This is a genomic window from Acidovorax sp. MR-S7 (genome assembly GCF_000400995.2).
GTDB lineage: Bacteria > Pseudomonadota > Gammaproteobacteria > Burkholderiales > Burkholderiaceae_C > MR-S7.
On sequence record NZ_DF238968.1, the window covers coordinates 1 to 18,793 of the forward strand.

14 protein-coding genes, 1 tRNA gene and 5 pseudogenes are annotated in these 18,793 nt (G+C 67.2%); 6 read left to right on the forward strand and 14 right to left on the reverse strand.

Features of this window, described 5'->3' with window-relative positions; all coding sequences use genetic code 11:
- Positions 1-614 precede the first annotated feature (614 nt).
- From AVS7_RS18575 to AVS7_RS18580, 3 genes and pseudogenes are all read left to right on the forward strand, one after another.
- On the forward strand, positions 615-830 hold the full coding sequence (locus AVS7_RS18575) for a hypothetical protein (protein ID WP_034691183.1): 216 nt from the start codon (positions 615-617) through the stop codon (positions 828-830).
- A gap of 26 nt (positions 831-856) precedes the next feature.
- Complete coding sequence (infA, locus tag AVS7_RS24020) at positions 857-1,117, forward strand: translation initiation factor IF-1 (protein ID WP_024001837.1); 261 nt, start codon at positions 857-859, stop codon at positions 1,115-1,117.
- 98 nt (positions 1,118-1,215) lie between these two features.
- Positions 1,216-1,536, forward strand: a pseudogene (locus AVS7_RS18580) (IS3 family transposase); the annotation flags it as partial.
- A 284-nt stretch (positions 1,537-1,820) separates the two neighbouring features.
- Here AVS7_RS18580 and AVS7_RS18585 read toward each other — a convergent pair.
- From AVS7_RS18585 to AVS7_RS25470, 6 genes and pseudogenes are all read right to left on the reverse strand, one after another.
- A tRNA-Lys gene (locus AVS7_RS18585) sits at positions 1,821-1,896 on the reverse strand.
- An 84-nt stretch (positions 1,897-1,980) separates the two neighbouring features.
- Positions 1,981-2,958 carry a GMP reductase gene (locus AVS7_RS18590; RefSeq protein WP_020229557.1) on the reverse strand — a complete coding sequence of 326 codons (978 nt, stop codon included), beginning with the start codon at positions 2,956-2,958 and terminating at the stop codon, positions 1,981-1,983.
- Between the two features lie 158 nt (positions 2,959-3,116).
- Positions 3,117-3,839, reverse strand: a complete 723-nt coding sequence (locus tag AVS7_RS18595) for a hypothetical protein (protein WP_053215500.1) — start codon at positions 3,837-3,839, stop codon at positions 3,117-3,119.
- Positions 3,840-3,875: 36 nt separating this feature from the next.
- Positions 3,876-4,872, reverse strand: a pseudogene (locus AVS7_RS18600) (tripartite tricarboxylate transporter substrate binding protein BugE).
- A gap of 49 nt (positions 4,873-4,921) precedes the next feature.
- A complete protein-coding gene (locus AVS7_RS25465) occupies positions 4,922-5,104 on the reverse strand; it encodes a hypothetical protein (RefSeq protein WP_020229560.1) in 183 nt (60 codons plus the stop codon).
- A 157-nt stretch (positions 5,105-5,261) separates the two neighbouring features.
- Positions 5,262-5,438, reverse strand: a pseudogene (locus AVS7_RS25470) (peptidase dimerization domain-containing protein); the annotation flags it as partial.
- A 69-nt stretch (positions 5,439-5,507) separates the two neighbouring features.
- On the opposite strand from AVS7_RS25470, the gene AVS7_RS18610 reads away from it, so the two are divergent.
- Positions 5,508-7,898 carry a UvrD-helicase domain-containing protein gene (locus AVS7_RS18610; protein WP_020229562.1) on the forward strand — a complete coding sequence of 797 codons (2,391 nt, stop codon included), beginning with the start codon at positions 5,508-5,510 and terminating at the stop codon, positions 7,896-7,898.
- Here AVS7_RS18610 and AVS7_RS18615 read toward each other — a convergent pair.
- The 4 genes and pseudogenes from AVS7_RS18615 to AVS7_RS25275 all read right to left on the reverse strand — a co-directional run.
- Positions 7,882-9,000, reverse strand: a pseudogene (locus AVS7_RS18615) ((Fe-S)-binding protein); the annotation flags it as partial. The gene AVS7_RS18610 and the pseudogene AVS7_RS18615 sit on opposite strands and share 17 nt — an antisense overlap.
- A gap of 197 nt (positions 9,001-9,197) precedes the next feature.
- Entirely contained in the window at positions 9,198-10,163 is a 966-nt protein-coding gene (locus AVS7_RS18620; protein ID WP_020229565.1) for a tripartite tricarboxylate transporter substrate binding protein, read from the reverse strand.
- Between the two features lie 139 nt (positions 10,164-10,302).
- A pseudogene (locus tag AVS7_RS24025) lies at positions 10,303-10,755 on the reverse strand (transposase); the annotation flags it as partial.
- Entirely contained in the window at positions 10,646-11,281 is a 636-nt protein-coding gene (locus AVS7_RS25275; protein WP_024001842.1) for a tripartite tricarboxylate transporter substrate binding protein, read from the reverse strand. The pseudogene AVS7_RS24025 and the gene AVS7_RS25275, both read right to left, overlap by 110 nt.
- A gap of 398 nt (positions 11,282-11,679) precedes the next feature.
- Between AVS7_RS25275 and AVS7_RS18630 the strand changes: the two genes are divergently transcribed.
- A complete protein-coding gene (locus AVS7_RS18630) occupies positions 11,680-12,672 on the forward strand; it encodes a TRAP transporter substrate-binding protein (RefSeq protein WP_020229568.1) in 993 nt (330 codons plus the stop codon).
- Entirely contained in the window at positions 12,673-13,674 is a 1,002-nt protein-coding gene (locus tag AVS7_RS18635; RefSeq protein ID WP_020229569.1) for an LLM class flavin-dependent oxidoreductase, read from the forward strand. It begins immediately after the preceding gene.
- Positions 13,675-13,727: 53 nt separating this feature from the next.
- On the opposite strand, the gene AVS7_RS18640 is transcribed toward AVS7_RS18635, so the two are convergent.
- The 4 genes from AVS7_RS18640 to AVS7_RS18655 are packed head-to-tail and all read right to left on the reverse strand — an operon-like array spanning position 13,728 to position 18,532.
- Positions 13,728-14,807, reverse strand: coding sequence for a DUF1513 domain-containing protein (locus AVS7_RS18640; protein WP_020229570.1), 1,080 nt, complete (start codon positions 14,805-14,807; stop codon positions 13,728-13,730).
- Positions 14,797-15,873: an imelysin family protein gene (locus tag AVS7_RS18645; RefSeq protein WP_020229571.1), complete on the reverse strand. Its 1,077-nt coding sequence runs from the start codon at positions 15,871-15,873 to the stop codon at positions 14,797-14,799. Before AVS7_RS18645 ends, AVS7_RS18640 begins: the two co-directional genes overlap by 11 nt.
- The gene (locus tag AVS7_RS18650; protein ID WP_020229572.1) at positions 15,870-17,333 is read right to left on the reverse strand and encodes a di-heme oxidoredictase family protein; all 1,464 of its coding nucleotides are present in this window, start codon (positions 17,331-17,333) and stop codon (positions 15,870-15,872) included. The genes AVS7_RS18645 and AVS7_RS18650 overlap by 4 nt, the downstream gene beginning before the upstream one ends.
- Positions 17,330-18,532 (reverse strand): imelysin family protein, encoded by a 1,203-nt coding sequence (locus AVS7_RS18655; protein ID WP_020229573.1) that lies wholly within the window; start codon positions 18,530-18,532, stop codon positions 17,330-17,332. The genes AVS7_RS18650 and AVS7_RS18655 overlap by 4 nt, the downstream gene beginning before the upstream one ends.
- Positions 18,533-18,793: the final 261 nt, after the last annotated feature.

Below are 18,793 nucleotides of genomic sequence, written 5' to 3' on the forward strand. Positions count from 1 at the left end.
ATGGCAAACCCACTCCGTCAACGCGTTGGCCCACATACTACCAACACAGATTTGTGACAGAGCCAAGAAAAAAGCACGCTACCTCGGTTGACGCTGAGCATGCAGTTGCATACTTCTGCGCAGTGGCTGCGGCGGACGAGGCATCGCTGGTGCTGCCGCCCCGTGTGGCGTGCTCGTCAAATGACGTCTAGCGCTGATGCGCGAGTGCAAAGCGGTAAACGCTGCTTTAGATGGCGAGGCGGGTGGGTGAGAGGGACATGTGGCGGTGCTCTTGGAGGGGACGACTGGGCAGTGGTTGCCGTAGAACACTTGCGCGTTATGCTTTTATGAAATAAAAAATTGCTTAATTCGATGTTTTTGCGTATAATTTCCTGGGATGCCACCCATCGTTTTGCTTAGGTGGTACTCGTCTGACAGCATATTGACCATCATCCGCTGCGATTCTTCTGAAAGTCTGCCGGCTGTCGCTCCCCTCGGCAGTAGGCCTTTTGTGGGCTCTCATCTCCTTTTCAGGATTCGCACACGTCTGTCCCTGTGTCATCGCGCAGCAGAACTTCTTCTTCTTTTTGATTAGCCTGATGGGACGCCGGGTGGCGAGGGCCTGTCAGTCCGAAATGCTCGAAAAACAATACACCGAGCGCGTTGGCGAATACATCGTCACACCGCTTACAAAACTTACCGATGCCGGTATTGCCGCTTCGGTTTCTATCCGCCGAGGAATGTACGACCGGATTTTCCGCTTCGTACCTCGCTTCACCTGCGATATCCGAGCAATCCAGTATGCCCTGGCGCAGGGACGAAGCATGGTGCAACTGAACCAATTGGGCTAATAAGCCCTTCATCTTTAAGGAGTAACGTGGCCAAAGAAGAACTAATTGAAATGCAGGGAAAGATTGATGAGGTCCTTCCTGATGCACGCTACCGAGTAACTCTCGAAAACGGCCACCAGCTCATTGCATACACCGGTGGCAAGATGCGCAAATTCCGCATTCGCATCCTGGCGGGTGATCGTGTGACGCTTGAAATGTCGCCGTATGACCTCAGCAAAGGCCGGGTGACATTCCGTCACATCGAGAACAGGACGCGTACTAGTTCCCCTGTGCCGCGTCGTAGGTGATCCACTTTCTCATAAGCTGGCTAGGATCGTGCCCGTCCCACTATCCATGCAACATGGAGTGTCTCCTGGGTTTGAATAGAGCTTGAGTGAAGGCATCAAGGAGAGGCAAGCCGGTGGCCTTGTTGCATCACTCGGACCAGGGCAGCCAATACACCAGCGAGCACTTCCAGAAGCTGCTGGATGAACAAGGCATCACTTGCAGCATGAGCCGGGCCGGTGAGGTCTGGGACAACTCGGCCATGGAGAGCTTCTTCAGCTCCCTCAAGACCGAGCGCACGGCCAGGAAGGTGTACCGCACACGAGGGCAGGCCCGTTCAGATGTGTTCGACTACATCGAGTGCTTCTACAACCCGACGCGCCGGCATTCGACGCTCGGCTATCTCAGTCCCGTACAGTTCGAGAAAGCTCAAGAAGCTTAGGTCGGTGTCAACGGAACCGGCAGCAGCCCAGTCTCTATGCAAGGAAGGTAAGCTTTAGGTTCCGGAAAGCGTACGAAACCTCACCTACGAGGCCTCGTTAGGTTCCACTTGCCGAAGGCAACTCGGCCATTGCGAGGCTTGGATAGCTGCCTTCGAAGAGCTTGTGGAGCCTGACATACGTCAGAAATGTCTGAGGCTGGGCGAAGGCTGTGTCGACAAATAGAAAAAAAGCCGACGCTATCTGTTTGATAGCGTCGGCTTTCGTTGTCTTGCGACTTGTATGTTGGTGGGCCCTGAAGGATTCGAACCTTCGACCAACGGATTAAGAGTCCGCTGCTCTACCAACTGAGCTAAGAGCCCGCTCTGTTCAGAGCTGCTGCGCTGCAGCACAGCCATGAATTATGCACTAATTTTTTAGGGCTCTGGCAAAGAGGCCACAAAAAATCACATCAGCAAGTGTTCGCCGGCGTTGTCCCCGCCCAGGATCACGTAGTTCACCTTGCGGATGTCCATGAGCTTCTTGCCGCCCGCGTAGCTGATGGAGCTCTGGATGTCCTGCTCCATCTCGACGAGCGTGTCGGCCAGCTTGCCCTTGATGGGCTCGAGGATGCGCTTGCCTTCCACGTGCTTGTATTCGCCCTTGTTGAAGTCCGAGGCCGAGCCGTAGTACTCCTTGTACAGCTCGCCGTCCACCTCGACGGTCTTGCCGGGCGATTCCTCGTGGCCAGCGAACAGCGAGCCCACCATGACCATGGTGGCGCCGAAGCGCACGCTCTTGGCGATATCGCCGTGGCTGCGGATGCCGCCGTCGGCGATGATGGGCTTGGTGGCCACGCGCGCGCACCACTTGAGCGCCGAGAGCTGCCAGCCGCCCGTGCCGAAGCCGGTCTTGAGCTTGGTGATGCACACCTTGCCGGGGCCGATGCCGACCTTGGTCGCGTCCGCGCCCCAGTTCTCCAGGTCGATCACGGCCTCGGGCGTGCCCACGTTGCCGGCGATCACGAAGGCTGCGGGAATCTTTTCCTTGAGGTAGCCGATCATGGCCTTCACGCTGTCGGCATGGCCGTGGGCGATGTCGATGGTGATGTATTCGGGGCACAGGCCCTCGGCCACGAAGCGGTCCACGGTCTCGTAGTCGGGTTGCTTGACGCCCAGCGAGATCGAGGCGAAGCAGCCTTGCGCCTGCATGTCGCGCACGAACTGCACGTTGTCCAGGTCGAAGCGGTGCATCACGTAGAAGTAGCCGCTCTTCGCCAGGACGGTGCAGATCTTTTCGTCCACCACCGTCTTCATGTTGGCGGGCACCACCGGCAGCTTGAAGCTGCGGCCACCCAGCTCCACGCTGGCGTCGCATTCCGAGCGGCTTTCCACGCGGCACTTGCGCGGCAGCAGCAGGATGTTGTCGTAATCGAAGATTTCCATGAGGTTCCAAGCTCCTGTGGGGGTCGCGCGCAAGGGATTTCGCGAGCGATGGGGCGCTTGGCTTGGCTCCGGTTCCTGGCCGCACGGGCACAAAAAAACCGGGCGCAAGAAACTTGGGCCCGGTGATTGATTCTACCCGCGCGGCGCGGCGCCTGTCGTCAATGTCCCGCCGCGCAATGGGTTTGTGCGGCGGCCACCAGGCGGCCGGCCGGGTCGTGCACCCAGGCGGCCACGCGCAGCCGTTCTCGTTGGGCACCCTCGGGAATGCCCATGGGGCGGATCTCCAGCCAGCCCTCTTGCTCCCGTTTCGGGAGCTGGTGGCGCTTGTCCAGCAAGCCAGAGAAGGCATTTCGGACGATATTCCTGGCCACAGGGCTGCCTTCCGCCCCGGCGGGCACGGCCTCCAGCATCAGCAGCGTGAGCTGGTAAGAAGTGCCGCCTGGCGTGCGCGGCGGGATGAAGCGCAGGCTGGTGCCCAGGTAGTCCCCCACCGCCGGCCCCTGGGCCACGCGCAGCAGGGCCGGGGCGAGCAGGGGTGGCACGGCATCCACATGCGTGTCGGTGTGCGTGGGCATGGGGCGGGCGATGGCCTGCAGCCGCTCCAGGGCGTCGCGCGTGGCGGCGGCGGACAGCGGCGCCTCGTCGCCCTGCGTGCCGGGCACGATCCAGTCGATCAGCAGCGCGGAAGGGCCTGGCGTGCGGGCCGCGGCGGGCTGTGCCCAGCAGGCCTCGCAGTCCGCGCTGAGGAAACGCTCGTACAGCGCTGCAACCGGCGGCTGGCCATCGCTGGAGCAGCCCGGCTGGGCATGCGCCCCGCCTGCACCGGCGGCCAGCACGACGGCAAGAAAGATGCGTGATGCGCGGTGGGAGGGCCATGGCATGGCGCCATGTTCCCACATCCGCGCGGGGCGCGGCTGTTACTCGGGGTGCACGTTGGCGTGGCGCACCACCTCGCCGTAGGAGACGAGGCGCTCGGCCATCATCTTCTCAAACGCGGCGGGCGTCATTTCTTCCGGTGGGATCACGCCGCGGGTCTTGAGGTGCTCGACCATCGCAGGCCGCGGTGGCGGCCGTGCGGATGGCCTTGTGGATCTTGGCCACGATGGCTGCCGGCGTGCCTGAGGGCGCGGCGATGCCGGTCCACGAGGTCAGGTTCAGGTCGGGGTGGCCTAGTTCCGCGAAGGTCGGCACGTCGGGCAGCTGGGGCACGCGCGTGGGCGCGACCACGGCCAGGGCGCGCAGCTTGCCGGCCTGGATGTGCGGCAGGAACACGACCAGGTTGTCCAGCACGAACGGCACCTCGTTGCTCAGCAGCGCGGTGACGTGCGGCGAGCCGCCGCGGTAGGGGATGTGCGTGGCCTTGGCGTTCACCGCGAGCAGGAAGGCCTCGGCATTGAGCTGGCCCATGCTGCCCGCGCCCGCGCTGCCGAAATTGACCTGGCCGGGGCGCTCCTTCAGGTAGGCCACGAACTCGGCGAAGGTCTTGGCAGGCACGCTCGGGTGCACGGCCAGCACATTGGGCTGTCGGCCGAGCATGGCGATGTTCTCGAAATCCTTGATCGGGTCGTAGCCCAGGTTGGGCTGCACCAGCGGGTTGGCCAGGTGGCTGCTCTGCGACGAGACCACGAGCGTGTAGCCGTCGGCCTTGGCACGGGCCACGAACTGGGTGCCGCCGGCGCCAGGCTTGTTGTCCACCACCATGGGCACGCCGAGCAGGCGGCCCAGCGATTCGGTGTACATGCGCGCCATCACGTCCACCGAGCCTCCGGGCGGGAAGGGCACGACCAGGGTGATGGGGCGCGTGGGGTACTTGTCGTCGGCGGCCCAGGCGGGCAGGGCGGCGCTGGCGGCCAGGGCCATGCCGGCGCCGAGCATCTGGCGACGCGTGGCTACCGAGGTGTCAACGGAGTGCATGTGAGGTGCGGACATGGTGGAAAGGGAAATGGAACGGGGCGTGCCGGTTTCAGTCCAGCGCCAGCTGCGTGAGCGCCAGCGCCTGTGCGCGCGGCACGAAGGTGGACAGGTCGCAGAACTCGCGCTCGCTGTGGGCGTAGCCGCCCATGGGCCCCAGCGCGCACAGCGAGGGGATGCCCATGGACGAGGTAATGCCGCTGTCGGCCGCGCCGCCGGTGAATTCGCCCTCCACGGCGAAGGCCCACCTGCACTGCGCTGGTAGGCCTGCAGCAGGGCGTCGCCATGGGCAGCGTGCCGGTCTGGGCCACGATGCGGCCGCTGGTGCGCGGCAGCGACTCTTCTTCCACGATGGAGCGGATGCGCGCCAGGATGGCGTCCAGGTCGTTTTCGGCCGTGTAGCGCAGATCCGGGTGCGCGCGCGCCAGCAGCGCGACCACGTTGGAGGCCATGCCGCCCTGCACGAAGCCCACGTTCAGCGTCACGCCGGGCTGTGAATCGGTCAGCTGCAGCGCGACGATCTTGCGCGCCAGCGCGTCGATGGCGCTCGCGCCCTGCGCGGGGTTGATACCCGCGTGCGCGTTCGACTCCTACACCGCCGCCCGCGCGGCGCAGGCGCTGACGTGCACAATCGCCGCATGTCCCCTCTCGCCCCGTTTTCCGACGCCCAGTCGCCCCTGCTGCACAACCTCAACCCCGAACAGCTCGCAGCCGTCACCCTGCCCGCCGGCCATGCGCTGATCCTGGCGGGCGCGGGCTCTGGCAAGACGCGCGTGCTCACCACGCGCATCGCCTGGCTGCTGCAAAGCGGCCATGCCACGCCGGGCGGCATCCTGGCCGTCACCTTCACCAACAAGGCGGCCAAGGAGATGCTCACGCGCCTGTCGGCCCTGCTGCCCATCAACGTACGCGGCATGTGGATCGGCACCTTCCACGGCCTGTGCAACCGCATGCTGCGCGCGCACCACAAGCTGGCGGGGCTGCCGCAGTCGTTCCAGATCCTGGACACGCAGGACCAGCTCTCGGCCGTCAAGCGCCTCTGCAAGCAGTTCAACGTCGACGAGGAGCGCTTTCCGCCCAAGCAGCTCACCTGGTTCATCGGCGGCTGCAAGGAGGAGGGCCTGCGCCCGCGCGACGTGGAGGCGCGCGACGCCGACACGCGCAAGAAGGTGGAGCTGTACCAGCTCTACGAGGAGCAGTGCCAGCGCGAAGGCGTGGTGGACTTCGGCGAGCTGATGCTGCGCAGCTTCGAGCTGCTGCGCGACAACGACCCGGTGCGCGCGCACTACCAGCGGCGCTTCCAGCACATCCTGGTGGACGAGTTCCAGGACACCAACAAGCTGCAGTACGCCTGGCTCAAGCAGCTCGCGGGCGACGTGGTGGACGGCACGCTGGTCACGCAAGGCAGCGTGATCGCCGTGGGCGACGACGACCAGAGCATCTACGCCTTCCGCGGCGCGCGCGTGGGCAACATGCAGGACTTCGTGCGCGAGTTCGCCGTGCAGCGCCAGATCAAGCTGGAGCAGAACTACCGCAGCTACAGCAACATCCTCGATTCGGCCAACGCGCTGATCGCCCACAACAGCCGCCGCCTGGGCAAGAACCTGCGCACCACGCAGGGCCCGGGCGAACCCGTGCGCGTCTACGAGGCCAGCAGCGACCTGGCCGAGGCGCAGTGGATGGTGGACGAGATCAAGCAGCTCGTGCGCGAGGGCGACATGGCGCGCAGCGAGATCGCCGTGCTCTACCGCAGCAACGCGCAAAGCCGCGTGATCGAATCGGCGCTGTTCAACGCCAGCGTGCCCTACCGTGTCTACGGCGGCCTGCGCTTCTTCGAGCGCGCCGAGATCAAGCACGCGCTGGCCTACCTGCGCCTGCTGGAGAACCCGCACGACGACACCAGCTTCCTGCGCGTGGTGAACTTCCCCGCGCGCGGCATCGGCGCGCGCACGCTGGAGACGCTGCAGGACGCGGCGCGCACCAGCGGCTGCTCGCTGCACGACGCGGTGAGCGCCGTGCCCGGCAAGGCCGGGGCCAATCTGGGCGCTTTCGTCGCGCTGGTCGACGTGATGCGCGAGCAGACGCAGGGCCAGACGCTGCGCGGCATCATCGGGCAGATGCTCGAAGCCAGCGGCCTCGTCGAGCACTACCGCAACGAGAAGGAAGGCGCCGACCGGCTGGAGAACCTGGACGAACTGGTGAATGCCGCCGAGAGTTTCGTCACTCAGGAAGGCTTCGGCAAGGACGCCGTGGCTCTGCCGATCGATGAGCAGCGCCCGCTGACCCAAAGCCCCGCGAGCCAGGGGCTCGATCCCGATGCGCCGCTGCTGAACGCGCCCGGCATCGTGGACGCCGACACCGGCGAAACCCTCTCGCCACTGGCCGCCTTCCTGACTCACGCTGCGCTCGAAGCTGGCGACAACCAGGCCCAGGCCGGGCAGGACGCGGTGCAGCTCATGACCGTGCACGCCAGCAAGGGCCTGGAGTTCGACTGCGTGTTCATCGGCGGCATGGAAGAAGGCCTGTTCCCGCACGAGAACGCCATGAGCGACCGCGATGGCCTGGAGGAAGAGCGCCGACTGATGTACGTGGCCATCACCCGCGCGCGCAAGCGCCTGTACCTGAGCCACTCGCAGACGCGCATGCTGCATGGGCAGACGCGCTACAACGTCAAGAGCCGCTTCTTCGACGAGCTGCCCGAGGAAGCGCTCAAGTGGCTCACGCCCAAGCAGCCGGGGTTCGGTTCTTTTGCTCCCAATTCAGGAGCTGGTGGCGATTATCAGTCAAGCGCTGGAGGCCGATTCGGCTTCAAGTCCGAGAATTTTTCCAGCCCGCCCGTGCCGCCGCGCAAGGAGGAGCCCTCGCACGGCCTGCGCGTGGGCCTGGCGGTGTTCCACACCAAGTTCGGCGAAGGCAAGGTGCTGGCCATCGAAGGCGCGGGCCCCGACGCGCGCGCGCAGGTGAGCTTCCCGCGCCACGGGACCAAATGGCTGGCGCTGTCGGTGGCCAAGCTCACCGTGGTGGACTGAGCGCCTCCAGCAGCACCTCGATGGGATGCCGCAGCCGCTGGCCGCGCAGGCGAGCCGTCTGGCTGCGGCAGGAATAGCCCGTCGCCAGCAGTTCGCCTCCGTCGGCTGGCGCATCGAGCAGCCGTCCCCACGATTGTTCGAAGATGGTTTTCGACGTCGCCAGATTGCGCGACTCATGGCCGTAGGTGCCCGACATGCCGCAGCAGCCGCTGGCTTGCATTCGCAGTGCCAGGCCCGCGAGAGCGAACACCTGCGGCCACTGGGCGGTGCTTTGGGACGCCGTGGTCTTCTCCGTGCAATGCGCGAGCAGCCGGTATTGCGGCGCTGGTGCCTGCAAAGAAGCAGCCGCCGGGCGCGGGCGCAGTGCCTGGATCAGCCACTCCTGCGGCAGCAGTACCTGAGGAACGGCTGCTTCCACCTGCAGGTACTCCTGGCGGTAGACCAGCGTCATGGCCGGGTCCAGCCCCACGAGGGGAATGCCGCTCGCGGCCAGCGCTCGAAGCTGGTCCGCATTGCGCCGGGCCGCACGCTCGAAGGGCTGCAGGAACCCTTGCGCATGCAGCGGCTTTCCGTTCGGCCGGAAGGGCGCCAGGTACACCGTGTATCCCAGGTGGGCGGCCAGCTCGATGAACGCTGCCCAGAGTGGTGTCTCGAACCAGCGTGTGAACGCATCCTGCACCAGGACTACGCTGCGCGCGCGCTCTTGCGCGGGCAGCGCGGCCAGGGTGGCGGGCGACGCGGTGCGTACATCCAGGCGCCGCAGCGTGGTGTGGAGGTCGAAGCGTGCCAGCAGCGGGCTGTCGACCATGCCGGCATGCCGCGCGAGCCAGCTGCCTAGCCGAGGGTGGCCCATCAGGCCGTTGTAGAGGCGGGGCGCGCGGGCCAGCCAAGGGATGGTGAATTCGAGCGAGCCGATGAGATAGTCCTTGAGCGGACGCAGGTAGCGAGCGTGGTAGTGCTCGAGGAAGCGAGACCGGAATTCAGGCACGCTCACCTTCACCGGGCACTGCCCCGCGCACGACTTGCAGGCCAGGCAGCCAGCCATGGCTTCGTAGACCTCGTGCGAGAAGTCGTCTCGCTGGCGTGGGTCTGGGCAGCGCCGTTGGAGCGGTCGGCGCCCAGGTTCTCGTTGGGCGCATAGATCATGTGGAAGTGCTCCGCAACGAGGGCGCGGTGCTCTTCGGAGAGGTAGACGAGAACGAGAAGCAGGGGTTTCATCGTGCAGGAAAGAAAGGAAAGACGCAGGCCCGCCGGGAACGGCGGGAGAAGAACGGACTTGGGCAGCGCTGATGCGTGGAGCTAGTCCACCTTTGCGCCGGAGAGCCTGACCAGCTTGCCCCATTTGTCGATTTCGCTGGCCAGCACGGTCTTGAACTCGCCAGGCGAACTGCCCACGGGCACCGAACCCTGCTCGGTGAAGGTCTTGCGCAGCCCTGGCTCCTGCGTGACCTTCTGGATGGCAGCGGCCAGCTTGTCGACGATGGCAGCCGGCGTGCCGGCCGGTGCAAACACGCCGTTCCAGAGGACGACTTCGTAGCCGGAGAGCACTTCGCCCACCGCGGGGACGGCGGGCAGGCGGGGCGAGCGCTCCCCGGTCGTGACGGCCAGTGCCCGGAGCTTGCCGCCGTCGATATAGGGCAGCACTTCCACCAGCGGCGCAAAGACGGCCTGGATCTGCCCGGCCAGCAGGTCGGTGTTGGCCGGAGCGCCGCCCTTGTAGGGCACGTGCGTCATTTCACCGGCTGCCATGCTGTTGAAGAGCGCGCCCGACAGGTGCTGCGAGCTTCCGTTGCCGGCCGATCCGAAGTTGACGGCCCCCTTCTTCTCGCGCACGTAGCCCACGAATTCCGCCAGGGTCTTGGCCGGGATATCGTTGTTCACCACGAGCACGTTCGGGATCAGCGCCACCTGGGACACCGGCACCAGGTCCTTGCGCAGATCGAAGCCCATGTTCTTGTAGAGCGAAACGTTGGTCGCGATGGTGCTGGTGGCCAGCAGCAGCGTGTAGCCGTCGGGCTGGGACTTTGCGACGAAGGCACTGCCGATGTTGCTGCCGGCGCCGGCGCGGTTGTCGATGACCACGGGCTGGCCCAACACCTTGCCCAGCCGTTCGGCGACCATGCGCGCGGTGGCATCGGTGCTCCCGCCGGCCGCGAAGGGCACCACCAGCGTGATGGGGCGCTCGGGCCACTCGGCGCCGTGCGCGAGGGCGCCGGACAGCAGTGCCGTGGCGGCCAGTGCCTTGATGAACGTGAGTCGTTTCATGGATGTCTCCTTTTCCTTTGGTCTTTTCAGGGGGGCGGCCCCGGGGGCGGGCGTGTGAGCCCGCTTCCTGGCGGTTCTTCAGCGCTGGCCGTCGCCGACCGCGATCTGGTCTGCGCGCAGGCCGCCCAGGCGCTCGTGCACGCGGGTGCCAGGCCTTGACCTCATCGGCCACGGCATCTGTCACCGAGGAAATCAGGCTGGGTGAGACCTCGGTGCCGTACATCTCTTCGAGGTGGGCCTGTATCTCGCGCACCGTCATGCCACGGGCGTACAGCGAGATGATTTTGTCGTCGAAGCCGGCCCAGCGGGTCTGGTGCTTGGGGATGAGCTGAGGCTCGAAGCTGCCATGGCGGTCGCGTGGCACTTCGATGGGCAATTCGCCGAACTCGCCCTTGAGGGTCTTCTTGCTCTTGCCGTTGCGGGTGTTGCCAGCGGGGTTGGCCACCGCCTCGTTGCGTTCATGGCCCAGGTGCTCAGTCAGCTCAGCGTCCAAAGCTCGCTCGACCAGCAGCTTGGTCAACTGCTTGAGCAGTCCGTTCTCGCCGATGAGGTCTTCGGGCTTCTTGTAGTTGGCCAGCAGGCCAGAGAGCAGTTCTTCGGGTACGTCGTGTTTCTTGGTGTTCATTGTGCTTACGGACAGGCCGGCTTGCGCCGGCGGTGGATTGTCCGTTTACACAAATTTCTGCACACCCTCGGGCGGCCTTGAATTGCTCGAAGCTCTTGAAGCGGCTCTGCGGCGTGACTTCCACCACCATGGGCACCGTATTGATGCTGCCCACCAGCTCGAAGCTCTTGATGGAATAGGGCGCGTTGGTGATGTGCGGCGTGACGCTCAGCTCGGTCGTCGCCGTGGTCAGCAAGGTGTAGCCATCGGGCCGCGAGCGCGACACTTGGGTGGCCCCCACGGAGCCGCCCGCGCCCGGCTTGTTCTGCACGATGACGGAGGCTCCCAATTCCTCGCCCAGGAACGGGGCGATGAGCCGGGTGGTGACGTCCAGGTTGCCTCCCGCTGCATAAGGCACGACGATCTGGATGGGCGTCTTGGGAAAATCCTGCGCGCTGGCGACGGAGCCGGCCAGTGCGAACAGCAAAGCGGCAGGGAAATGGAAAGCCTTCACGGGTGTGTCTCCTGTGTCTGTGCGCCAGCGGCGCCGTTTTGGTGTGAGCGGTGTCGGGTGCCGGGCGCGGCCCGAAGAGGCATTGCGGCACCGGCCGGATGCTAGGCACACGGTTGCGTGATGCCGAGTGCTGAATATGGGTGGGGATATGCCGTGGTGTTAATGCCCGGCCTTGCGAGCGCAGCCGCATCGACTGCACGCCATGCGGAAATGATGCTCCTGATACAGGAGCTGCTCGCGCTTTCTGGACGGGCGCTGGCGGCCTGTTTTGTTTCAAATCCGGAGCGCTGCCGCCGGGCTTCTACAATCCGCCTTTCCACCATTCCGTTGCCGGCATCTTGCGCGATGCCCCGGCGGTGAAGTTCCCGGTCCGGGACCTACCCCAGGAGTCTGCCCTCATGCCCATCCCCGCTACCGTGGGGCGCCGTGCGTTCATCGCATCGGCGGCCGCCGCGTCGCTCACCTCCCTTGGCGTTGCCCGCGCCGCCACGCAGTGGAAGCTGGGCTACCCGCTACCGCTCAACTCGCAGTTCGGCGCCGCCGCCACCGCCTTCGCCGACGAACTGGCGCGGCGGACGGGCGGCCGGTTCACCATCCAGCAATTCCCGTCGAGCGCCCTGGGCGGCGAGCGGGAGATGATCGAGGGCGTGCAGATCGGCACGCACGACCTGGCGCTGGTGTCCACGGGCGCCATCCCCAACTTCGTGCCGCAGGTGGCGGTCTTCGACCTGCCTTTCCTGTTCCGCGACTACGCGCATGCCCATGCGGTGCTCGACGGCGCGATCGGCACGGAGATGCTGGAGCGCTTCACCGCGCGCGGCCTGGTCGCGCTGGCCTGGGGCGAGGGGGGCTTTCGCCACGTCACCAACAACAAGCGCCCCATCGCCAAGCCCGAGGACCTGCGCGGCCTCAAGATCCGCACGCAGGAAAACCCCATGCACATGGCGGCGTTCCGCGGTCTGGGCGCGAACCCCACGCCGATCAACTGGCCCGAGACGTTCACCGCGCTGCAGCAGGGCACGGTGGACGGGCAGGACAACCCGATCTCGGTGATCGAATCGTCCAAGCTCTACGAGGTGCAGAAATACCTCTCGCTCACGCAGCACCTGTATTCGCCCGCGCTGTTCCTCGTCTCGCCCGCGTTGTACGCCAAGCTCTCCAAGGCAGACCAGGACGCGCTGCGCGCCGCCGCGCGCGCCGGGGCGGCGGCCATGCGCACGCGCGTGGCGCAGGACGAGCTGTCGGGCGTGCAGAACCTCAAGCAGCGCGGCATGTCGGTGGCCGAGCAGGTGGACAAGGCGCCCTTCGTCGCCGCGCTCGAGGCCAGCTACAAGGATTTCAACCAGAAGTTCGGTGCCGAGAACATCGAACGCATCCAAAAGGTGCGCTGAATGCGTTACTCGATCTTCTCCGTCCAGGACCACCACCCCGCGCTGCACCGCTCGGTCGCGCAGCTCTACGAGCAGGTGATCGGCGAGGCCCAATTGGCCGAATCCCTGGGCTACGACACCTTCTTCGTGGCCGAGCACCACTTCCACGAATGCGGCTCGGTGCCCAACCCGGCCGTGTTCCTGGCCGCGCTGGCGCGCGAGACGCAGAAGATCCGCCTGGGCGTGGCCGTCTCCAACATCACCATCCACAACCCGCTGACCGTGGCGGAGGACTACGCGATGGTGGACATGCTCTCGGGCGGGCGGCTCACGCTCGGCGTGGGCTCGGGCTACCTGCGGCATGAATTCGAGGGCCACCGCATCAGCCCCGACGAGAAGCGCGAGCGCTTCGACGAGAACCTGCAGGTGCTCACGCGTGCGCTGACGGGCGAGCCCGTCACCTTCCAGGGCAAGTACAACGACATTCCCGGCGTGGCGCTCAACGTGCAGCCGGTGCAGCAGGGCGGCCTGCCGATCCACGTGGCGATCCAGCGCCGCGAGGCCGCCTACCACGTGGGCCGCCAGGGCCGCAACATCTTCTCGCTGCCGTATTCGTGCCTGACCTCGGCCGAGGAGATCCGCGGGCTGATCGAGGACTACCGCAAGGGCTACCAGGAGTCCGGCGCGCCGCGGCGCGGCGAGGCCGTGCTGGCCTTCCACTGCCACGTGGCCGAGACGGACGCACAGGCCAAGGTGAATGCCGAGGAGGCGTTCAACCTGTACCTGGACACGCGCCTGTTCTACGACACGCGCCGCACCTACGACACGGTCGTTGGCGGTGGGCTGGGCATGTTTGGCGCACCCGCGACGGTGGCCAGCCAGCTGGTCGCGCTGCACGAGATGGGCATCGACCACGTGATGTTCCTGCAGAACTTCGGCGTGCTCGACTCCAAGCTGGTGCACGACTCCATGCGGCGGATTGCTAACGAGGTGATGCCGGAAGTGCACCGGCGCATCGGCTGATCGTCAAAAAAGAGAGCTGCCAGCGCTTGCTGCATAAGCGCTGGAGCCGTTTTTTACCCCAAACCCACCCAGTGATTGTCCAGCCGCGCGCCTTGCAGGCTGGCGGCGTGAGGGTGCACGGAAGGCCGGGCCGCCAGCGCGTCCTGCAGGCTGCTGCCAAGGCCCCCCGCCCAGAGCTGCCGCCCATTCACGGCCAGGGCGCAGACCTCGGGCAGCGGTACCAGGCCCCGCCATTCGCCTTGCGGCGTGAAGGTGGCGATGCCGTTGGCACGCGGGCAGCTCACGGCCCAGCCATCCTGCGTGGCGGCCATGCTGCCGCCGTAGCCGTGGATGCCGGTCCCGTCCGCGTTCGGTGTGGGCACGGCGCGCAGGCGCTGGCCGTCGAACAGGGCGAGGATGGGCGCAGCGTGTTTGGAGGCGGTGTCATCGTGCTCGGCCTGCAGCGCGATGCCCAGCACCGTGCGGCCGGGGTTCCAGGCCAGGTGGCGCAGGCTCAGCCGCGGGTCTTCCAGGCGCCACTGGCCCAGCAGGCGGCCGGTGCGGCCGTCGAGCCGTACCAGGGACGAATCCATGGTGTGCAGGTCGCGCTTGACGCGGCCCGTTTCGGGCGCGGTGGGCACGCCGCCGTTGGCGACGATGAGCGTGGAGCCGTCCCAGATCAGTTCGTGCGCGTCGATGCCGTGCGTGGACCATTCGGCATCGGTTTCCAGGCTGCGCGCATCGCGCCGGGCGACGAGGCTGGCGCCGGTGTCGATGTCGGTCTCGGTGGTGTAGAGCCAGCGGCCGTCGGCGCTGGCGATGACGTGGCCGTTGAACGAGCGCGTGGCGTCGATCCAGTGCCAGAGCGGCTCCGCGCGGCGGCCGGGGTGCCAGCGCACCAGCCAGTCGCCGGGGCGGCGGGCGGCGGAGAGCAGGGTGCCGTTGGGCAGAACGTGCACGCCGTGCGCGCGCGTGGGCACTTCCAGCGCGTGCTGCACGGTGAGCGGGCCGCCCGTGGCGAGCACGCCGATGCGGTAGCCGCCGTCTTCCTGCTGCCAGGCCGCGGCGAGGCGCAGCGGGGTGCCCGCGTGGGCATAGGGCACGGCGGCGAGGCCGCCGAGCAGGGCCAGCGCCTGGCGGCGGTCAATCGCCATCGGCATCCGAGAACCCGATGCTGACCTGCAGCGCGGAAGCGATCTCGGCCTCGGCCAGGCGCTTGAGCGCGGAGAGGGCGCGCGCGGCCTGCTGCACCTGCGCGCCGTTGTTCTTGCCGGCTTTTTCGAGCGCGGCGAAGGCGGCGTCGATGTCCCGCGTGGTCTTGGCGAGCTGGTCGGCCAGCGGGTTCAGACCGCGGCCGCGCAGGTAGGTCTCCAGCGGCACCAGCGCCTGGCCGGGCGCTGGCACGGCGCTGCCTTCGGGCAGCACGGCCAGGGTGCGCAGCGCGTTCCACTCGGCGGCCCAGGCAGCGGCGGTCTGGCCGCTGGCGGCGCGCGGGTAGTCGGGGGCGCGCGTGCCCTGCGCGGCGCGCAGCGGCTTTTCCATGTGCGCCCAGCGCAGGCGCTCGATGCCGCCGACCCACTGGTTGATGAATTCGGCCATCGCGGCGGCGGAGCGCTCCTGCTCCTCTTCCTCGCCCCAGGGGGTGGTGGCGGCTTTCTGGAACGCGGCGGAGAGCGCGTCGGCCTCGCGCTGCACGTCCAGCGCGACTTCCACGGCATAGCCGCAGGCGGGTGTGCCGGGCTTGGCCGGTTGCGTCCACAGCAGCCATTCGAGCGCGGGCAGGCCCTTGGCGGGGGTGCCGATGCGCTCGAACGCCTTGGCGCCCTGGGGCTGGGTCTTGATGGCGCGCTCGATGAGCTGCGGCCGCGTGGGCGCGAAGTCGATCTGGCGCTGCGAGCGCCGCTCGATCAGCGGGCCCACGGCCACGGCCGCCAGGCTCTCCCACGACAGCATGGCACTGCGCCATGCGCCGCGCGCGCCATCGAGGGCGGGAGTCGCCTGGGCGGGCTGCGCTTCGCACAGGGCGCGCAATGCGGGCGCGAGCGCTTGCGCATCCTTGGCGAACGCGGTGGCGCGCGGCTGGCCCCAGTGGCCGTACAGGCTTTGCAGCGCGTGCGTGGTGTCGTAGAAGGGCACGGCATCGTGCTGCCAGCTGCCCTGGGCGTGCAGGGCCAGAGGCGCGCAGAGCGCGGCCAGTGCGAGTGCGGGGCGGAGTTTCATAGCGATTCCACGAATTTCACCAGGGCCTCGCGGTCGGCGAGGGGCATGTTCAAGACGTTCTGCCTGGCGTCCTCGGCCTCGCCGCCGTGCCAGAGCACGGCTTCGAGCACGCCGCGAGCGCGGCCGTCGTGCAGCAGGCGCGTGTGGCCGTTCACGTCCTTGATGAGGCCGGTGCCCCAGAGCGGCGGCGTGCGCCACTGGCGGCCGCTGGCCTGGAAGTCGGGGCGGCCGTCGGCCAGCTTGTCGCCCATGTCGTGCAGCAGCAGGTCGGTATAGGGCCAGATGCGCTGGCCGTGCAGGGCCTTGCTGGTCAGGCGGGGAAAGACGCCTTCATTCGGGCCTTCCTTCGTCACATAGCTCGGCCGGTGGCAGGTGGCGCATTGGGCCTGGGCGAACAGTGCCTGGCCGCGCAGCACCTGCGGGTCGCCCGCGTTGCGGCGCGCGGGCGGGGCCACGGTGGCCTGGTAGAACACCACGTCGTCGAAGGTCTTGTCATCGATCTCCACCCCCGGATTGCCCAGCCGCGCGGCGCTCTTGCCGCTGGGTGCGGCAAGGCAGTCCTTCTGCGCAGGCGTGCAGGCCTCGGAGGGGAAGTGGCGCGAGGTGATGCCCATGTCGCCCTGGAAGGCGGCGCCCGTCTGGTGCGCGAGGGTGGCGACGTTGGCCTTCCACCCGAAGCGCCCGGGCATCATGCGGCCCGAGGGCGCGTCCCACACGCGGTTGACCTGGCCCTTGATGGGGCCGGGCGCGGCGGCTTGGGTTGCCGCGTTGTCGAGGATGTCGGCCTCGTCAATGGCTTCGAGCAGGCCCACGCCGATGACCTGCGGCGCGATGCGCGGGCTCACCATCACCTGCGGGTGCATGGGGCCGTAGCCCAGGTCGGCGAAGCCGTAGCGGGGCTGCAGCAGCGCATAGGGCGTGCCGTCGGCGAACCGGCCTTCCACCGTGTCGTAGCGCAGCGTCACGCGCCCCTCGGGCTTGACGCCCTGGATGGCGGCGTTGTTGAACTGGTCGCCGTACACCGGCTCATGTCTGGGGCCGCCGTGCGCGTCCTGGCCGGGGATCGAGAGGCGGATGAGCAGCGCCACCGTCGGGTCCTTCGTCTCGCCCAGGCGGTTGAGGATCTCGGGCGGCTCGCCGCGCCCGTCCTGCACATGGCAGCCGCCGCACGAGCGCGCGATGAAGTGCGGCCCCAGCCCGTCGCGCGCCTTGGTGGAGGCGGGTGCCTCCACCCAGTTGCGGCGGAAGAACGAGTTGCCGATCACGAAGCGCGTGCGCTCCGGGTCTTCGAGGTTGGCGGCGGGGAACGAGAAGGCATTGCGTCCCGTGGCGTACACCGTGGTGTCGCCGCCAGCTTTCTCGCCCAGCGGGTCGGGGTCCGTGCCGGCGACGAGCACGCCCGCGGCGAGCAGGGCGGCGGCCGCCGCTGCCGGGCGGATGGCGCGGCGCGGCGCGCTCAAGGCTGCACCAGCGTGAGCTTGGTGATGCCGATGGCGTTGGCGGCTTCCACCAGGTCCTTGCTTTGCTGCGTCAGGCTGTCGATGGTCTTCTGGATGCGCTGGCGGCCCGGCGCGTCGTTGCCGCCGATGATCTCCTGGTCGAACGGCGCCTGGATCGCCTCGGCGGCGGCCACCGACTGCGCGATCTGCCGGGTCACCTTCTCGGCGAGCTGCGCGTTCTTGGCGGCCACCAGGTCGCGCAGCGACGCGCCCTTGAGCACGCTGCCGTCGGCGCGCTTGTACTGGCCCAGCCACACGTTCTGGATGCCCAGCGCGTTGGTCACCGCGTCGCGGTGGGTGTTGTCGGAGAAGCACGAGTGCTCGTCTTCCTGGTCCTGGCTGTTGAGGGCCACCTCCAGCCGCTCGCCCGCCAGCTCGCCGCGCGAGAGCGAGCCCAGGCCCACGAGCATCTTGCGCAGCGACTCCTGCCCGCCCTTGGCGAACTTCGCGCCGTAGTTGTTCTTGGCCTTCGGGTCCCACGCCTTGGCGAGGAAGGTCAGGTCGTCGATCAGCAGGTCGGTCACCACGTTCAGGTACTGGCGGCGGCGGTCGGCGTTCTTGGCCTTGCCGTCCACGAAGTCCTCGAAATTGCGGTTGCCGGGCCCGGTGTCGGACAGGTCCTGGCCCCAGAGGAAGAACTCGATCGCGTGCCAGCCGGTGGCGATGTTCTCCTCGCCGCCGCGCTCGTTCTGCGCAGCCAGGTTCTTCTTGTTGATGGCGAACTTGCGGTTGTTGACCAGGCCCGCATCGGGCTTGCCTTCCACGCTGTCGACGTAGGACTCGTCCATCGGCCAGGCGTTGAGCTGGCCCTCGGGGCCGTTGTCGTCGTCGATGGGGCCGCCGTAGAAACGGAAGGCCTCGGTCTGGCCGTAGAACTCGCGCGCGGCGAGCCAGGTCTTGCGCGCCTCGGCCAGCGTCTGCTCCGAAGGCTTGGCGGTGAATGCCTTGATGGCCGTCTGCATCGCCCGGGCTGCCGCCAGCGTGTCGGCGTAGTTGGCATGCACCAGGGCGGCGTACTGCACCGCCACGGCCTGGGCGCTCACGGCCTGGGCCGCCACGGCGGGTGCCGCAGCCGCCGCCTGCGCATGGGCGGCAGGCGCCCAGGCGGCAAGGGCCAGCAGGCTGGCAAGGGCGGTAGTGCGGATCGACGGGCGGACCATGGGTACTCCTGGGGAATGCGTTGAAGGTGCGGGATTATAGAAATGCGACTAATTATCAATAGGCGCTCTGGTGGATTAGGGTCTGTTCACCTCAAAACCGGCGGGGCAACCCGCAGGGAAGGATGAATGCCGGGCGCATTGCGGCGTTGCGGCACTTGCCAATAGCTGCGGCTATTGGCGGCGTACCGCGCCTTGCACTGCATCCCGGCATTCATTCTTCGCACTCCCCGGTTTTGAGGTGAACAGACCCTAGGGGTCATA